The sequence below is a fragment of the Thermocrinis jamiesonii genome (assembly GCF_000702425.1).
Classification (GTDB): Bacteria; Aquificota; Aquificia; order Aquificales; family Aquificaceae; genus Thermocrinis; species Thermocrinis jamiesonii.
Genome location: NZ_JNIE01000003.1, coordinates 94,057 through 111,459, shown reverse-complemented (window position 1 = coordinate 111,459; position 17,403 = coordinate 94,057). Strand labels below are relative to the sequence as shown.

Genomic DNA, 17,403 nt, shown 5'->3' with positions numbered 1-17,403 from the left:
AAAAATTGCAACTTTGTTTAATAATCCCTTTTGACGACGCTTTCTAAAAGCTCCACAAGATTTGAACTGTTTTCAAACTTGGATATGTATTCTATAGCTTGCTCTATTTCCTGCCATGCTCTCCTTTTTGTGTTTTCTACTCCTCCAAGTTCTATAACCTTTTGCCTTAGTTCTTCCCTTCTTTCCTTTCCAAACCTTTCCAAAACCCACTCTTCGTCAAGCTGATCTATAACAGAGATGAGTGGATAGGTGCATTTTCCTTCCTTCAAGTCGTTGCCGGCGGGTTTGCCAAGTCTATCTTCTGAACCGACATAATCCAAAGCGTCGTCTATAAGCTGAAAGGCTCTTCCTACCTTTAGGCCTATTTTGTAGAAGTCTTCATAAAAAGGGCTTCCTGCCATTAGGGCACCAACTCCCATACTTGCAGAAAACAGAGCGCCAGTCTTCCCATCTATGATCTTAAAGTATTCCTCTTCTGAGATTATTTTACCTATGGAGCTAAGCTCAAGAATCTGTGATTGGGACATATGCATAACCGCCCTGCTGACGAGCTCCACAGCCTTTAGATTGCCGTAAACTGCATAAAGCCAAAGAGCCTTTGCGTAAAAGTAGTCTCCACCTAGCACAACCGCCTGATTGCCAAAAATAAGGTTGGCGGAAGGTTTCCCCCTTCTGGTAAGAGCCCCATCTACCACATCATCGTGCAGCAAAGAAGCGGTGTGTATGTATTCTATTCCCACAGCCAAGGGAAGAATGCTTTCACAGTTACCCTTGAACATCCTACAAACTTCCATCATAAGCATGGGTCTTATCCTCTTTCCCCCTGCTTCTAAGGTATATTTCCCAATATCCAGCACAAGCTTAACTTCTGGGTCCAGGTAATCAAGCATTAAATTATTTAGCTTATCCAACTTCAACACTTTGTAAATTATATTAAAATTTTGGTTTATGGACCTGAAAATTTACCTTCCACCGTCTTTGAATTACCTTCAGGATTACACCAAAGACAAGAAAAAGCTTGCTCAAGAATTTGAAAGCATTTTCATTAAAGAACTGCTAAAGGAAGGATTTAGATCTTTAACTAAAGGGAAAGGTTTTCAACAGCAGATATACTATGATCTTTTTTTGGAAAACTTAAGCAGGCACTTAGCCCAAAGTGGTGGAATAGGCATAGCGCAGTTCATACTCGGCAATCTAAACGATAAACCTTAGACTTTTATTTTTCAAAGATACTCAAATACTTGCTGAGACCTTCAAATATCTTTTCAGGATCTACTCTGTATTCGTTTTTTTCTAACATAGACTTTATTTCAGAGATCTTTTTTTCCAATTCGGACAAGTTCATCTTTTCTCTTGCAATTTCGGATAGCTCTACCTTGACACCCTCTGTTTGAACTTCCTTGATCTTTCCCTGCAGCGTGGGTTTTTCTCTGGTTGTTTTCTCTTGGCTTAGGATCGCATCTACGAGCTTTTGTATATCTACTCTGTTAATCATAGCTTTTAATATATTATCGTATTTTCTACAAAAATTTTAAGCGATGAGTGTGGAGAACTTACAGAAGGCTAAAAAGCTCATAGAAGAGCTCAAGCAGAACGACTATCTTAAGCTTAAAAGGAGCCTTGGGGTTGGTTTGTATCTTTTTAACCTTCTAAAGGACAGGCTTTCTGAGGCTCATTTAGAGCTTTTAAAGAGATTTGATACCATGCCACTTCCCAAAAGGATAGTCATACTGAACGAGATAGAGCATGCTCTAAAGATAGAGCATGCTGAACTTCAGATAAACTTTGACTTTTATCCCAAAAAGCCCTTAGAAAAGTTTTTCGTAGAAATAGACAAGTTGAAAGTTTTGGATCCAAAGGAAAAAAGACTCATAGAGTCTTTGGGCATAAAAGACCTCTTTTCTGCCTTTTGGTTTGTTCCAGTAAGGTATGAAGACAGAAGGCTAAACACCTCTATAAAAACCGCTCTGCCGGGAAAGGCGGTAGCCCTCAAGGTAAGGATAGTTGATGCGGAGTATGATCCTTTGGGAAACTACCCTATAACGGTCAGGTGTGAAGATGGGACAGGCTATCTAACTTTGAAGTATAAGTTCAAAAACAGGTCTGTTTTGCTTAGGTTCAAAAAAGGCATGCAGATAATAGTTTTCGGAAAGCTTATGGAGTATAAGCAGGAAAAATATATGGTCCATCCGGAAATAATAAAGGAAGAAGAAGCGGGAAGGATAATCCCATTTTACAACATAAGGACAAAGGACTCCCAAAGCCTTTCTGCAAAAACAAGACACAGAAAGGTAAGACAAGCCATGCAAAAGCTTTTGGAATACGTAAAATATCTTCCAGAGTATTTACCAAAAGAGCTGTTGGAAAAACACAAACTGCCAAAACTACCAGAGAGCCTTTACTTTTTGCACAACCCAACCGAAGCTAGCAATGAGCTGTATGCCTTTGACACTCCAGCACACCACAGACTTATCTACGAAGATCTGCTTCTTTTTCAGTTAGCACTTCAGTTGAAGAAAAGAGAAATAAAGTCCCTAAGTGCTGTAAAACTTAACCGTGCAGAGGAGAGTCTAAGGGAGTTTTTAGGTGTCTTGCCTTTTGAGCCAACCCAAGCTCAGATGAGGGTGCTTAAGGAGATAATAAACGACATAAACCAAGGAAAGCCTATGAACAGGCTACTTCAGGGAGACGTAGGTAGTGGTAAAACGGTAGTTGCTATGGCGGTGTGTTATATGTTTTTTAAAGAGGGCTATCAGTCTGCGGTAATGGTTCCCACAGAAATACTGGCATACCAGCACTACGAAAACTTCAAAAAACTTTTGGAACCCCTTGGTGTTAAGGTCGGTCTTCTAACCTCTTCTGTAAGCCCTTCGCAAAAAATGAGCTTGTTGCGTCATGTAAGGGACGGGCACATACACGTCGTTGTGGGCACCCATGCCCTAATACAGCAAAAGGTAAGGTTCAAAAATTTGGCTTTTGCGGTGGTAGATGAACAGCACAGGTTTGGAGTTATGCAAAGAAAACTCCTTCTTGAAAAGTCAGAGAGCGTATTCCCACACTTTTTGGTAATGTCCGCCACACCTATCCCAAGAACCTTAGCCCTTTCGCTTTATGGAGACTTAGACATATCCATACTGGATCAGATGCCTCAGGGAAGAAAGCCAATTATAACCAAGCTTTTCTTTGAGTCTGAATTTGAAAAGGTTATAAAAGCAATAAGCTCAGAACTTGAGAAGGGCAACAAAGCTTACGTTATATATCCCCTTATAGACTCGTCGGAAAAGTTAGAGCTAAAGTCTGCGGTGGAAGAGTATAAAAAGTGGGTGTCTCTTTTTCCCAACAGGAAGGTGCTTTTGCTCCACGGTAAGCTAAAGGACGAAGAAAAAAAGAGGGTGATGGAAGAATTTAGAGAAGATGGAGACATTCTTGTTTCTACCACGGTTGTGGAGGTGGGTGTGGATATACCCAGCGCTACGGTTATGGTTGTGGAGTCCGCCCACAGGTTTGGACTATCTCAGTTACATCAGCTAAGGGGTAGAGTAGGTAGGTCTGGACTACAGTCCTACTGTTTCTTGGTGGTACCAGATCAAATACGTTACGATAAAGAAGCTCTAAGAAGGTTGAGGGTTTTGGTGCAAACTAACGATGGGTTTAAGATAGCAGAGGAGGACCTAAGGCTAAGAGGTCCGGGAGAACTGCTCGGTGAGTCCCAATCGGGATACTTTGGCTTTTGGGTTGCGAACCTTCAAAGGGAAAGGGATAGGTACCTTCTTGAACTCTGCAAACAGGACGCAGAAGAGCTACTAAGGAAGGATCCTGAACTAAAAGAACACGAGGACCTAAAAAAAGTATTGCTTTATAGATACGCTGACAGAATAGACCTTTCTTACATAGCCTGAATGGTTATACCAGAAGTGCATGATCCAAACCTCAGTCCAAAATACAGATTAAAGATCTTAGTCTTATAGTAGTAAATCCTTAGCTCGTAGTTGCCCTTTTCCCTTAGGTGGATCGTCAAAAAAGGCTGATCGTAAACTCTCCATAGCTTACCGTCTTTGTAAACCTCTATCAAAGTTTTCTTACGATTAGTTCTTACACTTAAGGTTGCTTCCGAAAGGCTAACGTTTGCAGGCGGATAGAGATTGGGAGGACTATAGACTATAAAATTTACTTCTCCGTCTATTACAGGAACATAGCTCATCATCCTTTCACAGCTTGGATAGGCAAGGTTCCACCTCCTTCCCAAGATAAAGGAATAGCTTGGAAACTCACCTATGGGTGTGGAAATAAGCACAGGTAAGTCCGAAAGTATGGGCTTGCATTCCTTTGGTTCCAATAATCCGTAGTAGTCTTGGGGCACTGCAAAAATAAGTTTCTTAGGAGCGTATTCAAAAAGAAAGTAAAGAAGTAGTTTAAACATCCCAATCTCTGCGTATCCGTATCCATCAGGAACTTTTCCTTGTCTTATACGTTTTGAGTAGTTGATAGCATGACCTACAGAGTATGCTAAGGCTCTTTCTTCCAAAAACTTTTCCAACCGAAGGGGCTGACCCACTCCTCCATCCAGCGCACTTTTCACTCCAAAAACTACCCTGCATGGCTTTTCGTAAGGTGAAGGCACAGGCCTGTAAATGGAATAGCTTATGTGATGAAAATACGAGATAGGAGTAAGGTGGTAATAAAAAAAGCCGAAAATATAAAGAGAGATTAAAAATCTAATAGCTCTGAAACATGTCCTCCTCCTCTATGTTACCGTTATAGCTTTTCAACTTGTATATGTGGAACTCCCTTATTTTCTTCCCTCTCCAATATACGGGAAAAACCCTGTAATCTATTATACCGTCAAAACCCTTTAGCACCCTTTGGTCAATGGGAAAATAGCTAACGTATATGCCATCCTTTCCTACGTACTCCCTCATTCCATCACGCCAAAGGTCGTATTGATTCATGCGCCTTCCCAAGTTTATGCAGTAAGTTCTTGGATTTCCCTTTACGTAAAAGGCAAGCTCTGCAGAGATCTGATAAAAGGGACTTAGGACTATTTCATCCCCTCTGTAAAGTTTGCTAACCTCTTTACCCAAGGCTTCCCAGCCTATGCCTATCTTTACCGGATCTTTCTGTGGTGGTACAAGTTTGCTAAATCCTATTTTGTCAAGAATGGGGCTAAAGTGCAGTAATATAAAAAGACAAAAGCTAAAAAGGTATGTAGGATATAAAAGCCTACTTTTGGAAAGATAATAGCTGGCTATCAGAAAACCGGAAAAGTAGGCAAAGCCGGGCCAGTTTGCCTCCACACGCTTTACAAAGGCCATAATCAGAAAAAACACAAACACAGGCAAAGAGAATACTGTCAAAAAAACCAAAGCCTTTTCCTTCCATCCAAAAAGCCAACCTTTCAGGATAAAAAAGAAAGGTATTACTGAAACCAAGAGAATCTGACCTCCCCAAAATTCCAAAAGATGGTTTGGGTTAATAGTTGAAGCACCTTTGGTTGCCAGCGTAGAAACGTGCTTAAGCGATACAAACTCGTGTTTGTAATTCCAATACAAAACAGGCAGGCTCATCAAAAAGGCAATAGCAATACTAAGGTAAGGTTTTTTTTCTTTGAATAGCTCTTTTCTGTAAAGAAAAGTATAAAAAATTCCCAAAGGAAGTAGAAAAACTGCGGTGTATTTGCTTAAAAAGGCAAATCCCGAAAGGATACCAAGTAAAATCCAATGGATAGTTTTTCCATATTCAACGGAGAACCAAAGGACTATCAAACTAAGAGCCCAAAAGAATATAAAAGGTGCGTCGGTAGTCATCAGAATGGAGTTTATGGAAAAGCCAACAGACATCTGCGGAAGGGTGGCGGATATTATTCCCACCCTCTCGTCAAAAAGTCTTTTGGCAAAAAAATAGGTAAAAAGGGTAAGGGCAAAAGAGAGAAGGATGGGAACGATTCTAACCGCCAATTCGGTGTGTCCTAAGATAGAGGAGCTAAAATAGTTTAGGTATGCTACCATAGGAGGTTTGGAATAATAGCTAAGGTCCAAATGTCTTGACCAGTCCCAATACTGAGCTTCTTCCGGTGTAAGGTCCATCGGATAATAAAGGACGTATAGGATGCGAAAGATCAAAAGGGCAATGTTAAACAGAAGAACAAACTTCATCGCTTAAAGCCAAGCTCGGTCCCTTCTAAAAGTCTTCTTATGTTGTCTTTGTGTCTGTAAATTATCAAAAGTGTGATAAAAAGAAACATAAGGATGAGTTTTTGAGAAAGCGTAAAAATTGAAAGGACAAGGGCAAAAAGGGAAGCACCTAAGGAAGCTAAGGAAACATAGCCTTTTAATTTGAAAATCAAAAGCCACACTAAAAAGGAGAGAATGGCTATGGTTGGTGAAACACCCACCAACACACCAAAGGCAGTGGCAACACCTTTGCCTCCCCTGAAGTTGTGAAAGAAGGGATAAAGGTGTCCCAAAAAGGCAGCTATGCCTACAAAGACTGTAGTCCAGCTTTCATCTCCAAAGTAAATCCTTGATAGCACTACCGGGAATAGTCCTTTAGAAAAGTCAAGAAAGAACACAAGCACACCATACTTTTTCCCTAAGGCTCTACTTACGTTCGTAGCACCTACGTTTCCACTGCCCACAGACCTAAGGTCTATACCCTTGCTCTTTGCAAGCAGTTCTCCAAAGAGAACAGAACCAAGCAGGTAGGCAAATAGTATAAGCAGTATATTATCCATTACTTCAACACCTTTCCTGTTTTTAAATAGAATACGTAAAGGTCAAGCTCTGCTAAGCTAAGGCCCAACTTTTCCGCTATGCCTTTCAAGGCTTCCTCCGCCTGAAGGTATATTTTCCTCGTCATGGTTTTGTAATCCGGAATTAGCCCTTTTTCTTTCAAAAACCTGAATATATGCCTATCCACGATAGATATATTATCGTATCCTATGTTTCTCAAAAAGTGGGATGCTTCTTTCATTCCAAATCCTTCCACCTTGTACTTTGAACAAGTATCGCTTAGAAGGTCTCTAAGGGTAGAGGGTTCTCCGCCAGCTTTGAGAAGCTCTAAGGTTTTGTGAAAGTTATCCCTTGCTTTTACTATTCTTTCTGCCCTCTGCTGTGCAAAACGGTGTCCCAAAGAAGAAAGAACATAGGTTATTTCCTCCACGCTCATACTCTTGAACCCTTCAATGCCTATTTCTTTCTGAGCCTTTATGCCGATAGTGGCAGAAGAGTTGGCTGTAAGTATGCAAAAGCAAAGCTCAGAGAAAATGTCCGCTTCATACTTCACATCCAAAAAGGGCCTAAAGTCAAAGGTGGTTTTTCCAAAAGTTCCAAGGTTTTTAAACTCCTCCAGGCGCCTCTTTACAAAGGTTCCTACCTTTTCTTTTGCCAAAAGAACATCCTCAAACATTGCTAACCTCTCTGATAAGATCCATAGCACCTTTTATAGTTTGATTATTCACAATACCCATCAACCTTGCAATCTCCTCTATCCTGTCCTCCTTTAGTTCTTTTATAAACACCTTACCTTTTATTCTGTAAGTTTTGAAGTGTTTGTCTGCAGCGGAAGCTAAGGCAGGCGAGTGCGTTATTGCAATCACTTGCATTTTAGAAGACAACCTTTTCAAGAACTTAGCCACTTTCAGAGAGGTCTCTCCGCTTACCCCCACGTCTATCTCATCCAGCAGATAGGTTCCCTTCACAGGTGACAGCAAAAAAAGGCTTAAGGCTATTCTTGATATTTCACCGCCGGAGGCTACCTGCCCTAAGTCCTTAAGCTCTCCACCGTAAGAAGAAAACACAAACTTTACATCCTCAAAGCCAAACCTTCCTTCCTGCTCTTCAAAAACCACGTCAAAAAATGCCTCCTCTAACCCCAGATCTTTTAAGTTTTCCAATACCAAATTAACGAACTTTTCCTTTCCCTGCTTTCTTTTGATGCTTAGCTCCTTTCCTAAAGCCCTCAGTTCTTGTTCTAAGCTCTTCCTTAGACTTTGCAAGCTCTCTAAGTTTGTTTCAATCCTTCTTAGCCTTTCCAACTCCTCCTTTAGCTTTTGGGCCATTTCGAGAACCTCTCCGTATTTTCTGCTGTATCTTTTTTCCAGCCTCTGTACCAAGAATATCTTCTCGTTAAGTTGGTTTATGTGTTCCACATCCCAGTTTTCGTATAGGTCTGAAAGACGTCTTCTTATGTTAAAGAGTTCCTCTTGCATTCTAAGGACGCTTAATCTTTCCTGCTCTAATCCAAGCTCACCAAGCAGTTTTGCAAGGCTTTTAATTGATGGAATCAAAGAGTTGTCTATGTGATACACACCTTTTGAGCATAGCTCGTTTTTCTTTTCCGCTTCTGCGTATCTTTCCACAGTCCGGCAAGCATCAACATAGTCCTCTTCAGACCATCCTATCTTTTCAATGTCTTTTAGCTCTTCCTCTATTACCCTAATCCTTACTTCCCTTTCCTTTTCCAAGCTCAGGATATGCTCTATCTCTTTGCTTACTTCCTCCAACCGACGGTAAAGATCTTCAAACTTCTTCCTTGTGTAATAGCATCCAACTGTTTCGTCAAAGACGTCCCTTTGAAAGTCCCTTCTTAGGATCCTTAGCCTGTCATTCTGTCCCTGAAAGATCAACGTTTTAAGTAGTATGTCTTTGACCACCTTTTGTGTGCTTCCTATTCCGTTCAGATAGAACCTGCTTCTGCCGTTTTTTATCTCCCGCCTTAGCACATATTCTTCCCCGTCTATAAGTAGCTCCAACTCCACCGCAGTTCCTTCCGGATAATCTCCCTGCTGTCCTAAAAGGAACAGGAGGGTGGATACCGTCATAGACTTGCCTGTGCCCGTTTCTCCAGTTATCACATTAAGACCTCTGTCAAAATTTAGTTCCTGACCTTCAATAAGAAAAAACTTCTCTATACTAAGCCTGAGCAACATCAAAGTGATAAAATTAAACCCATGCAAATAAAAGGAAAGCCCATCCATTTGGTTATACCGGAAGAAAAAATAAAGGAGAGGGTAAGAGCTTTAGCAAAGGAAATAGAAAGGGATATGGGAAAAAACTTTACCGTAGTATCTTTGCTGAAAGGTTCTTTCGTATTTACCGCAGACCTCATAAGGGAGTTTTCTGTTCCCGTAAAGGTGGATTTCATGTGGGTATCAAGCTACGGTTCTTCGCAGGAATCCTCCGGGAGTGTGAGGATAGTTCAGGATATTACTATGGATATACGAGGAGAAAAGGTATTGTTAGTGGATGACATACTGGATACGGGCCATACCTTAAAGGAGGTTATTGAGTTTATACAGAGGAAGGGTCCATCGGTGCTTAAAGTGTGCGTGCTTTTGGATAAAAAGGAAAGAAGGAAGGTAGATGTAAAGGTTGATTATGTAGGTTTTGAGGTTCCGAACAAATTTTTTGTGGGCTATGGTCTGGATTGGGACGAAGAGGGGAGAAGTTTGAGGGGTATTTATGCGGTGGATTAAAAACGTTCTGAAAGTTAAAGAGTGGGAGAAAAAGGTTAATGCAAAGGAAATAGAGGAAATTGAAAGGCAGATCCGTGCGGTTGAAAGCGAGATAAAAGCCATTGAAACAAAAATGGATGAGTTAAACCAGAGTATAAAAGATGATTTTTCCTTTGAAAAGCTTACAGAGTTTAGGATCCTGTTGGCTAAAAAGAAAGATTTAGAACATAAACTGGCTGTTCTCAAACAAAAAAGAACTTCCAAACAGGAAAAGTTAAGGTCGGTATACAAAGAAATAAAAGGGGTGGAGGCGGTAAAGCTTAGGTTAGAGCATGAACTTAGGCGGAAGGAAAACTTATCTGAAATGCTCAGATTAAACTTCTTCTATCTAATAAAAAAGTTTTTGGTCCTTCTGATTTTAGTTCCAGTCCTCGCAAGTGCACAAAGCGCAATTCAAAAAAAGCTAAAAGAAAGAAAGGAAAGCAGTGTAGATAAAGAACTACAGATCGTTTCCAAGAAGTTGGAGGAAAAGCTAAGAAAACTGGAAGAGGAAAGAAAGAAACTGGAAGAGTTAAGGCAAGCTGAACCAAAAAAGGAAGAGGTTCCTTCAGATTTTCAAAAGTTGGTAGCTATATTCAACAAAGTGGATACTGACGAAGCAGGAGCCATAATGAACAACATGGATCCTAATTTAGCAGCAGAGATCCTTCTCAGATTAAGGGAAAGACAAGCTGCAGACATACTTTCTGCCATGGATCCTAAGAAGGCTGCAGAAGTATCTCAAATAATGGCAAACAAAAAAGAAAAAATAAAAAGGGCCCCGTAAAGGGCCCGATTTTTTCAGTCAAGCTCCGGCATTTCGGAGGAAGCGGGCACTTTTTCCTTCTTATCCTCTGGGATTTCCGCAATCAAAGCTTCTGCAGTTAGCATAACGCTTGCGGCAGATGCGGCGTTCATAAGAGCGGTTCTTACCACCTTTGTTGGGTCTATAATTCCTGCTTCCACCATATCTTTGTATTCTCCAGCTGCTGCGTCAAATCCGTAGTTCTTACCCTTTTCTTTACCCAACGCAAGCACCTTTTCCAATACGACGTATCCCTCAAAACCAGCATTCATTGCTATCTGCCTGAGAGGAACTCTGCAAGCCTTTTTGACAATATCCACACCTATCTGTTGATCTGGATTGTCCAACTTGAGGTTTTCCAAGGCTTCTGAGCCTCTCACCAGAGCTACACCACCACCCGGAACTATTCCTTCTTCTACTGCTGCCTTTGTAGCATGGACTGCGTCCTCAACTCTTGCCTTCTTTTCCTTCATTTCTGCCTCTGTAGCAGCACCTACCCTTATTATTGCAACACCACCAGCCAATTTAGCCAATCTTTCTTGAAGCTTTTCCCTATCGTAGTCCGATGTGGTTTCCACTATCTGCTTTCTTATCTGTTCTATTCTGGCATTGATGGCTTCTTTGGAACCTTTACCACCTATTATGGTAGTATTGTCCTTATCCACTACCACTTTGTCTGCCCTTCCGAGCATATCAAGAGTTACGCTTTCAAGCTTAATACCAAGCTCTTCAGTTATGGCAGTTCCACCAGTGAGTATGGCTATATCTTGCAAGTAGTCCTTCCTTCTTTGTCCAAAACCTGGAGCTTTGACTGCGCATGCCCTTATTACTCCTTTGATGTGGTTTACCACTAAGGTAGCTAAGGCTTCTGCTTCCACATCTTCCGCTATGACAAGCAATGGTTTTCCAGCCCTTACTACTTGCTCAAGGATAGGCAGTAAGTCCTTTACATTGGAGATCTTCTTTTCGTAGATAAGTATGTAAGGTTCTTCTAAGACCACTTCCATTTTATCTGGGTTGGTTATAAAGTATGGAGAGAGATAACCTCTGTCAAATTGCATTCCTTGGACTGTTTCTAAGGTTGTTTCCGCTGTCTTAGACTCCTCTACAGTTATGACCCCTTCCTTCCCTACTGCTTCCATAGCATCCGCTATGATCTTACCTATGGTAGGATCGTTGTTGGCAGATACAGTTGCTACCTGTTCTATCTCTTTCCTACCGGATACAGGTATAGACATCTTCTTTATTTCTTCAATTACTACCTCCACCGCTTTGTCTATACCCCTCTTTAGGTCCATTGGATTTGCTCCAGAGGCTATGGCTTTTAGACCTTCTGTAAATATTGCCTGTGCCAAAACAGTAGCGGTGGTTGTTCCGTCTCCTGCCACATCAGCGGTTTTGGAGGCGACTTCCTTTACAAGCTGAGCACCCATATTTTCATATGGATCTTTCAACTCTATTTCTTTGGCTACTGTTACACCGTCTTTGGTTACTAAGGGGCTTCCCCACTTTTTCTCTATGATAACTTCTCTCCCCTTAGGTCCAAGGGTGACTTTCACTGCATTGGCAAGCTTATCAACTCCAGCCTTTAGTTTAGCTCTTGCCTCCTCTCCATAAACAACCTTCTTTGCTGCCATGGTTTCACCTCCTTAAAGTTTTTTTTATTCAATAATGGCGAGGACTTCGTCCTCAGACATGATTAAGTATTTTTCTCCATCCAACTCTACTTCCGTACCTGCATACTTGTTAAAGATTATCTTGTCTCCCACCTTTACTTTTGGGGAGACTATTTGACCGTTGTTCAAAAGTTTGCCTTCTCCCACCGCCACCACTTCACCAATTTGAGGTTTTTCTTTGGCGGTGTCTGGGATTATTATCCCAGAGGCAGTTCTTTGTTCTTGTTCTTCTTGACGTTTAACTACTATTTTGTCGTATAAGGGTCTCAGTTTAGCCATACCTACCACCTCCGTCCGGAATTTTCTAAGGAATATTATATTAGCATCCGTTCTCTTTGTCAAGAGGTTTTATAGAAAAAGTTTAGTATGAATAACTCATATTTTATGCTACATATACGCATAGCCTTTAAAAAGCATTATACTTTTAACTTGATTATGGCTAACTACATAACCTTGTTTAGACTTTTCCTTACCTTCCCAGTGGTCTATTTGATCCTAAATCAGCACAACGTGTTAACTTTGATCAGCATTGTGATAGGAGCATTAAGCGATTGGCTGGATGGGGATATTGCCAGAAGAAAGAAAGAAGTTAGCAAGCTTGGTATTTTGCTTGACCCTTTTGTGGATAAGGTTTTTGTTCTATCTTGTTTTTCTGCTTACTTATACCTTCAGAAAGTTTCTCCATACGCCTTTGTGCTTTTGCTCATAAGAGAGCTATACATATCCTTTTTGAGGAGCCTTTCTGTGGAAAGAGGCTACTCCATGCCAGCGTCTTACTTAGGAAAGGCAAAGACTGTAATTGAGTTTTTAACTTTAGTTTTTCTTGCACTCGCAAGTCCGTTGAGCGAACTTTCCCTTTGGCTTGCAGTATTCCTTGCCTACGTTTCTGCCTTAGATTATACCTCAAAGTTCCTTAGACTCTGACTCCTTTATCTCTATTAGCACGTGAGCTTTATTTATCATCGGCGACTTTTCCCCTCTTCCACAAACAGCTACCACCAAACCCCTCCTTATAAGTCTGTTCTCCAATTTTTCCGCCACTTTTCTATCTTTTACCGTTATTTTTCTCATAGCTTTACCTCCCAACGCTTATTATTAAACCTTTACTTTCGTATGCTTTTAAAAGGGATTTAAAGGTCAATTCCCAACTAAAGTTTTCTTTAACCTTTTTGTGCAAATAATCCCTAAGGTAGTTATCATGCCTTATAAGCTCTGATGCTTTGTAAATACTTTCTGTTAAGGTTTCTACGTCTTCCTTAGGTGCCAGTATGTCTTTCAGTATTTGGGTCTCCAAGTCTAAGTCAAAGGCGCAGACGGGTAATCCACTGGACTGAGCTTCTAAAAAGGCTAAACCAAAGGTTTCAAACATGCTTGCGCTTACGAATATATCTCCGCTTGCATAGACCTTAGCCAACTGCTCTTTGGAATTTATGTAAGGCATGTAGGTCAGATTTGAAAGCTTTCTCTGATGTGCTCTCACAAGGAATTCTAAAGGACCTTTACCTACTATCAGCATGTGAAACATGGATGGGTCCAAACCTTTCAGCAATTTTATAAGTGTGTTTGTGCCTTTTTCTGGACTAAGCCTTCCTACATAGAGAAGCAAAAGCTTATTATCTTGAATGCCAAGTGAGTGTCTAAACTGATCATCCCTTTTGCTCGGGTGGAAGGTCTGAGTATCCACACCTAAGGGCACATAGTGGACATTTTCTAAACCCAGACTTTCCAGTTCTCTCTTGTATTTTAAAGAGGGCACAAGTATAAACTCTACAGCTCTTAGACATTTATCCACAACTAATTTAAAGAGACCCTCCAATAGCTTTTTCGGAACCGGAAAAAGGGAAAGCTCTCTCTTTGCGTCTGAATGATAAAACACGCTTATGGGCACTCCCTCTTTCTTAAAAAATGGTATGGGAAGGTAGGTTCCGGAAAACTCCAAAAGGTCTGGCTTTTCAAGTCTTATCACCTCTTTTATATCTTCCAAACTTTTAAAAAACCTGTATCCACCAATTAGAGGAAAAGAGGGAAGCTCATAAAAAGTTGTTCTTTTCACTTGATACTTTTTATAGACTTTGCCCGGTACGACTACCACTTGTTCCCATTCCATTTCAAAGACCCACTCTACCTTTTTGTCTATGTATGTCCTTATGCCTCCACTATAACTGTGATAATAGGGAGTTATATCCATTATTTTCATGCTCTTACTTTGGAAAGGGACATTATGCTATCAATGTAGTTCAGATAAGACTCTTTTAGGTCCATTGACCTGGCGTAAGAAAGGGCTTCTTTACTCATAAACTCTCTCAGGTATGGATTGCTCAAGATTCTGTTTAGCTTTTCTGCAAAATCCTCCGGTGAGTTTGCTATAAAACCGTTTATACCCTCCTGCACATGCTCGTGGGATGCTCCCTTTGAGCTGACTATCACCGGCAAGCCAGAAGCCATAGCTTCTAAAACAACCTGTCCATAAGTTTCTGTCTCTGAGGGGAAAAGAAACACATCTGCGCTTGCATATGCCTTTGCCAAAGGCAGTCCTGTAAGATAACCTACAAAATAAGTATTCCTTGGTTTGCGCTCCTCCAACTCCTTCCTGTATGGACCATCTCCAACCACTATGAAGGTATCCTCCGGAAATACTTTTGCACAGTAAAGGAACGTGTCCAAGTTTTTCTCCTTTGAAACCCTACCTACATATAACACCACGTTACCTTTCTTTGGGATGCCAAAGTTCTTTTGGAAGAAGTCTTCCTCTCTGTGGGAAGGGCTGAAAAGCTCCGTATCCACGCCCCTTTTGAATACCCTTATCTTATCCAGCGCAACCCCCTTCTCTGCTAATACTCTTAGATAAGTTTCCGAAGGAACAAAAACCTTATCAGCCAGATGGCAGATGAGAGTAATGGCTCTGTAAAGCCAATCTCTGAGCTCTGCACTGTTGGTATATTTGTAAGCATAAGAGGGCACATCTGTGTGGAAGGCAAAGGTCAGAGGTAGGTTAAGAAGCTTGGCTACAAGAATGGACATAATACCTAAGGGTCCGGGAGTAGCTACATGAACATGACTGTATCTTTTTAGCACATCCAAAAGCTCCACAAGGGAGGGCACTCTCAACTTAAACTCCTCATAGAAGGGCGTGGAAAACTCTAACATAGGTGTCAATAGCACCAGCTTATCTTCTTTGCCTTGCCTGTTGCCCACCGCTATAACATCCACGGGAAGGTTGTATGTATTCGCCAATGATCTTACGATCTTTGAGCTTCTGGCTACTCCGTTGATGTCAAAGTATGTGTCGGTTACGTATGCTAATCTCACAGATTTTTCGTTGTTGAGTCCAAAACTCATAGCTATCCTTTTTGCGTTGTCCTCTTCCTTCTTTTGCAGGCTGAGTATAACCAGAGGAAGGAAGTGCAGTATAAAAGATAGAATAGTCTCACCAAGGTGGGCGGGAGAAAACTCTTTTATGAGCCTTTCTAAACTCATGAAAGGTAGTTTGTTTATTATCTCTTTGAATATGTAATGTCTGGGGGCATCGGTTCCAAAGAGGTTTCTAACAAAAAGCTCGCTGAAAAGGTTGTCTGAATGCATAAAGACAAAATCAAGGAGCGGTTTCACATGCTTGGGTATTATACTGTGCCTGCTTAAGTAGTCGTAAGCAACTCTACCAACCATATTTAGCACCCTTTCGTATCCCAGCTCCTGCGTTCCTACGGAAGTACGGCCTTCCTTTATAGCTTTTAAGAACTCTTCCTTTGAGCTTGCGTTTGCTTCTGTCCAAGTTCTACCTAAATCCAAACCACCGTGGTCATCGGAACCAGCAGTAAAAGTTATATGTTCTCTGCTTCTCAGAGACTGAATGTTATACTTCTCTTCCAGCTCCCTTATTTTTTCCCACCCGTCGTAAAGACTGGCAAGCTTTTCTTCAACAACTTTTAAACCTTCCCCTCTTGTGCCGTTGATTATTTCCCAATTGTCAAACAGAAGAACGAACTTTTCTACCAAGCTTTTTGTTATTTTGGTATCCTGAACTGGATAAAGAGGATGGGCTAAGGAATGAGCTATGTCCTTTTGTTTAAGGTATTTTACAAACTCATAGACGTTTTCTCTAAGCTTCATTAGATCTTGATGTATCTTCTCATCTATTCCATAAACAAGCACATGGATTTTTGCCTTTTCCTCTGGGAACGAAACGGTGTATTCACAGCTTACGAACACTTCCGGAAGGTGGGCTATTTCCAAAACACCGTCTATGGTGTTGTGGTCTGTTATAGTAATGTAGGTCATTCCCCTTTCTTTGAGCCTTTTGTATATTTCTTGAGGTTCTGTAAAGCTTTCAGGACAATTAATTAACTGACTGAACCAACCTCCCGGTAGGTTGGACGCCTTGGAATGAAGATGAAGATCTGCTTTTGCTAAGTAGTTCCCCATAGCTTATTAACCTCCTTTCTTTTTTAGTTTTGGTTAGTATTAGCCTCCATAGGGCTATTTTTCTTCTGTCTCTAAAATCGGCGGTGTGCAACGCAAGTCTTAGGACAGGATACCTATCAAAGAGCTTAAAGAGTATGGGCACAGTTTTTATGCTGATGTAAGAGAGTCCATGCCTGTTGCTGAAGGTCAATACGGGAGATTTTATATCTTCCCCACTCTGTAAATTCCTTATTTTTCCTCTGTAGCCTACCCCTAAAAAGCCAAAGGAATACAGCAAGTCATCAAGCCAAGGGCTTCCTATCCAAGCCGGTGGCACAAATACCTTCGTATCCAATTGCATAGCTTGGAATATCTCCACAGCTTTTTCTAATTTCCGATAGGTTTCTTCTAAGTCCCCCTCCCCAAACTCGCCTTCTCCGTAAGTGTAAAGAAAATACTGTATTCTTTTCTTGCCCGTATGCGTATAGCCGTGCATTATTATCTCCTGTTTGGTTTTCTCAATAAAGCTCAGGAAAGGGACATACCTGTTTATGGCATACTCTCCTCTGAAGTTGGGGATAAGAAGAAGTGAAAATTTTTCAATACCAAGCTTTTCCAAAAACTCTATTGCGTTATAAACTTCCTCTTTGTAGAATGGAGAAACATCGTGTAGCTCTACTATCGCATATCTCATCTTGTAGCTTAATAATATGTTTGCAAGGTTAAGAAACTGTTAAGGTGGATTGAAAAAGTTATGGTTATGTATTAGATTATTAGAATATACTAATAAACTAAAGGAGGTAGAAGATGACACTGACTATGGACAGAGCTTTAAGGCTTACTTCTGGAGTTGTTCTTTTATTTGTCTGGCTTGTAGCTATAGTTGGTTCGGACATACATTGGTTCTGGAAGGCTTTTATAGCATTTATGGCTGTCAATCAGATTCAATCGGCCTTTACCAATTGGTGTCCTGTGGTTAGCATATATAGAAAACTGGGAATAAAGGAGTGTAGTTGCTAAAATAGTCTTTT

At 40.9% G+C, this 17,403-nt stretch carries 19 protein-coding genes; 6 read left to right on the top strand and 13 right to left on the bottom strand.

Features of this window, described 5'->3' with window-relative positions; all coding sequences use genetic code 11:
• Positions 1-17 precede the first annotated feature (17 nt).
• Entirely contained in the window at positions 18-890 is an 873-nt protein-coding gene (locus K217_RS0103225; RefSeq protein ID WP_052178064.1) for a polyprenyl synthetase family protein, read from the bottom strand.
• Positions 891-948: 58 nt separating this feature from the next.
• Here K217_RS0103225 and K217_RS0103220 point away from each other — a divergent pair, with 58 nt between their 5' ends.
• Entirely contained in the window at positions 949-1,212 is a 264-nt protein-coding gene (locus tag K217_RS0103220) for a rod-binding protein (protein ID WP_029551694.1), read from the top strand.
• 4 nt (positions 1,213-1,216) lie between these two features.
• Here the strand turns inward: K217_RS0103220 and K217_RS0103215 are convergent, their stop codons facing one another.
• Complete coding sequence (locus tag K217_RS0103215; protein WP_029551693.1) at positions 1,217-1,495, bottom strand: flagellar biosynthesis anti-sigma factor FlgM; 279 nt, start codon at positions 1,493-1,495, stop codon at positions 1,217-1,219.
• Positions 1,496-1,538: 43 nt separating this feature from the next.
• On the opposite strand from K217_RS0103215, the gene recG reads away from it, so the two are divergent.
• Positions 1,539-3,899, top strand: coding sequence for an ATP-dependent DNA helicase RecG (gene recG / locus K217_RS0103210; protein WP_231476987.1), 2,361 nt, complete (start codon positions 1,539-1,541; stop codon positions 3,897-3,899).
• On the opposite strand, the gene K217_RS0103205 is transcribed toward recG, so the two are convergent.
• From K217_RS0103205 to K217_RS0103185, 5 genes are all read right to left on the bottom strand, one after another.
• A complete protein-coding gene (locus K217_RS0103205) occupies positions 3,887-4,579 on the bottom strand; it encodes a hypothetical protein (RefSeq protein ID WP_155991112.1) in 693 nt (230 codons plus the stop codon). The two genes, recG and K217_RS0103205, sit on opposite strands and share 13 nt — an antisense overlap.
• Before the next feature lie 136 nt (positions 4,580-4,715).
• Positions 4,716-6,152 (bottom strand): ArnT family glycosyltransferase, encoded by a 1,437-nt coding sequence (locus K217_RS0103200; protein ID WP_029551690.1) that lies wholly within the window; start codon positions 6,150-6,152, stop codon positions 4,716-4,718.
• A complete protein-coding gene (plsY, locus tag K217_RS0103195) occupies positions 6,149-6,730 on the bottom strand; it encodes a glycerol-3-phosphate 1-O-acyltransferase PlsY (RefSeq protein ID WP_029551689.1) in 582 nt (193 codons plus the stop codon). The genes K217_RS0103200 and plsY overlap by 4 nt, the downstream gene beginning before the upstream one ends.
• Positions 6,730-7,404: an N-glycosylase/DNA lyase gene (locus K217_RS0103190; RefSeq protein WP_029551688.1), complete on the bottom strand. Its 675-nt coding sequence runs from the start codon at positions 7,402-7,404 to the stop codon at positions 6,730-6,732. Before K217_RS0103190 ends, plsY begins: the two co-directional genes overlap by 1 nt.
• The gene (locus tag K217_RS0103185) at positions 7,397-8,926 is read right to left on the bottom strand and encodes an AAA family ATPase (RefSeq protein ID WP_029551687.1); all 1,530 of its coding nucleotides are present in this window, start codon (positions 8,924-8,926) and stop codon (positions 7,397-7,399) included. Before K217_RS0103185 ends, K217_RS0103190 begins: the two co-directional genes overlap by 8 nt.
• Before the next feature lie 21 nt (positions 8,927-8,947).
• On the opposite strand from K217_RS0103185, the gene hpt reads away from it, so the two are divergent.
• Both hpt and K217_RS0103175 read left to right on the top strand, forming a co-directional pair.
• Entirely contained in the window at positions 8,948-9,472 is a 525-nt protein-coding gene (hpt, locus tag K217_RS0103180) for a hypoxanthine phosphoribosyltransferase (protein ID WP_038028087.1), read from the top strand.
• A complete protein-coding gene (locus K217_RS0103175) occupies positions 9,459-10,277 on the top strand; it encodes a MotE family protein (protein WP_029551685.1) in 819 nt (272 codons plus the stop codon). The genes hpt and K217_RS0103175 overlap by 14 nt, the downstream gene beginning before the upstream one ends.
• A 14-nt stretch (positions 10,278-10,291) precedes the next feature.
• On the opposite strand, the gene groL is transcribed toward K217_RS0103175, so the two are convergent.
• Entirely contained in the window at positions 10,292-11,932 is a 1,641-nt protein-coding gene (groL, locus tag K217_RS0103170) for a chaperonin GroEL (protein ID WP_029551684.1), read from the bottom strand.
• 24 nt (positions 11,933-11,956) lie between these two features.
• Positions 11,957-12,250 carry a co-chaperone GroES gene (gene groES / locus K217_RS0103165; protein WP_029551683.1) on the bottom strand — a complete coding sequence of 98 codons (294 nt, stop codon included), beginning with the start codon at positions 12,248-12,250 and terminating at the stop codon, positions 11,957-11,959.
• 87 nt (positions 12,251-12,337) lie between these two features.
• On the opposite strand from groES, the gene K217_RS0103160 reads away from it, so the two are divergent.
• Entirely contained in the window at positions 12,338-12,895 is a 558-nt protein-coding gene (locus K217_RS0103160) for a CDP-alcohol phosphatidyltransferase family protein (RefSeq protein ID WP_231476986.1), read from the top strand.
• On the opposite strand, the gene K217_RS07720 is transcribed toward K217_RS0103160, so the two are convergent.
• From K217_RS07720 to K217_RS0103140, 4 genes are read right to left on the bottom strand one after another with little or no spacing between them, the layout of a single operon-like run.
• The gene (locus K217_RS07720) at positions 12,875-13,042 is read right to left on the bottom strand and encodes a hypothetical protein (RefSeq protein WP_155991111.1); all 168 of its coding nucleotides are present in this window, start codon (positions 13,040-13,042) and stop codon (positions 12,875-12,877) included. The genes K217_RS0103160 and K217_RS07720 overlap by 21 nt on opposite strands.
• Positions 13,043-13,046: 4 nt before the next feature.
• Entirely contained in the window at positions 13,047-14,168 is a 1,122-nt protein-coding gene (locus K217_RS0103150) for a glycosyltransferase (protein WP_029551681.1), read from the bottom strand.
• Positions 14,165-16,393, bottom strand: a complete 2,229-nt coding sequence (locus tag K217_RS0103145) for a glycosyltransferase (protein WP_029551680.1) — start codon at positions 16,391-16,393, stop codon at positions 14,165-14,167. The genes K217_RS0103150 and K217_RS0103145 overlap by 4 nt, the downstream gene beginning before the upstream one ends.
• Positions 16,308-17,066 (bottom strand): polysaccharide deacetylase family protein, encoded by a 759-nt coding sequence (locus tag K217_RS0103140; RefSeq protein ID WP_029551679.1) that lies wholly within the window; start codon positions 17,064-17,066, stop codon positions 16,308-16,310. The genes K217_RS0103145 and K217_RS0103140 overlap by 86 nt, the downstream gene beginning before the upstream one ends.
• 113 nt (positions 17,067-17,179) lie before the next feature.
• Here K217_RS0103140 and K217_RS0103135 point away from each other — a divergent pair, with 113 nt between their 5' ends.
• A complete protein-coding gene (locus K217_RS0103135; RefSeq protein WP_038028086.1) occupies positions 17,180-17,392 on the top strand; it encodes a YgaP family membrane protein in 213 nt (70 codons plus the stop codon).
• Positions 17,393-17,403: the final 11 nt, after the last annotated feature.

Coding starts and splice junctions, on each gene's coding strand:
- K217_RS0103225 (WP_052178064.1), bottom strand. CDS start 890: ATGCTTGATTACCTGGACCCAGAAGTTAAGCTTGTGCTGGATATTGGG.
- K217_RS0103220 (WP_029551694.1), top strand. CDS start 949: ATGGACCTGAAAATTTACCTTCCACCGTCTTTGAATTACCTTCAGGAT.
- K217_RS0103215 (WP_029551693.1), bottom strand. CDS start 1,495: ATGATTAACAGAGTAGATATACAAAAGCTCGTAGATGCGATCCTAAGC.
- recG (WP_231476987.1), top strand. CDS start 1,539: ATGAGTGTGGAGAACTTACAGAAGGCTAAAAAGCTCATAGAAGAGCTC.
- K217_RS0103200 (WP_029551690.1), bottom strand. CDS start 6,152: ATGAAGTTTGTTCTTCTGTTTAACATTGCCCTTTTGATCTTTCGCATC.
- plsY (WP_029551689.1), bottom strand. CDS start 6,730: ATGGATAATATACTGCTTATACTATTTGCCTACCTGCTTGGTTCTGTT.
- K217_RS0103190 (WP_029551688.1), bottom strand. CDS start 7,404: ATGTTTGAGGATGTTCTTTTGGCAAAAGAAAAGGTAGGAACCTTTGTA.
- K217_RS0103185 (WP_029551687.1), bottom strand. CDS start 8,926: ATGTTGCTCAGGCTTAGTATAGAGAAGTTTTTTCTTATTGAAGGTCAG.
- hpt (WP_038028087.1), top strand. CDS start 8,948: ATGCAAATAAAAGGAAAGCCCATCCATTTGGTTATACCGGAAGAAAAA.
- K217_RS0103175 (WP_029551685.1), top strand. CDS start 9,459: ATGCGGTGGATTAAAAACGTTCTGAAAGTTAAAGAGTGGGAGAAAAAG.
- groL (WP_029551684.1), bottom strand. CDS start 11,932: ATGGCAGCAAAGAAGGTTGTTTATGGAGAGGAGGCAAGAGCTAAACTA.
- groES (WP_029551683.1), bottom strand. CDS start 12,250: ATGGCTAAACTGAGACCCTTATACGACAAAATAGTAGTTAAACGTCAA.
- K217_RS0103160 (WP_231476986.1), top strand. CDS start 12,338: ATGAATAACTCATATTTTATGCTACATATACGCATAGCCTTTAAAAAG.
- K217_RS07720 (WP_155991111.1), bottom strand. CDS start 13,042: ATGAGAAAAATAACGGTAAAAGATAGAAAAGTGGCGGAAAAATTGGAG.
- K217_RS0103150 (WP_029551681.1), bottom strand. CDS start 14,168: ATGAAAATAATGGATATAACTCCCTATTATCACAGTTATAGTGGAGGC.
- K217_RS0103145 (WP_029551680.1), bottom strand. CDS start 16,393: ATGGGGAACTACTTAGCAAAAGCAGATCTTCATCTTCATTCCAAGGCG.
- K217_RS0103140 (WP_029551679.1), bottom strand. CDS start 17,066: ATGAGATATGCGATAGTAGAGCTACACGATGTTTCTCCATTCTACAAA.
- K217_RS0103135 (WP_038028086.1), top strand. CDS start 17,180: ATGACACTGACTATGGACAGAGCTTTAAGGCTTACTTCTGGAGTTGTT.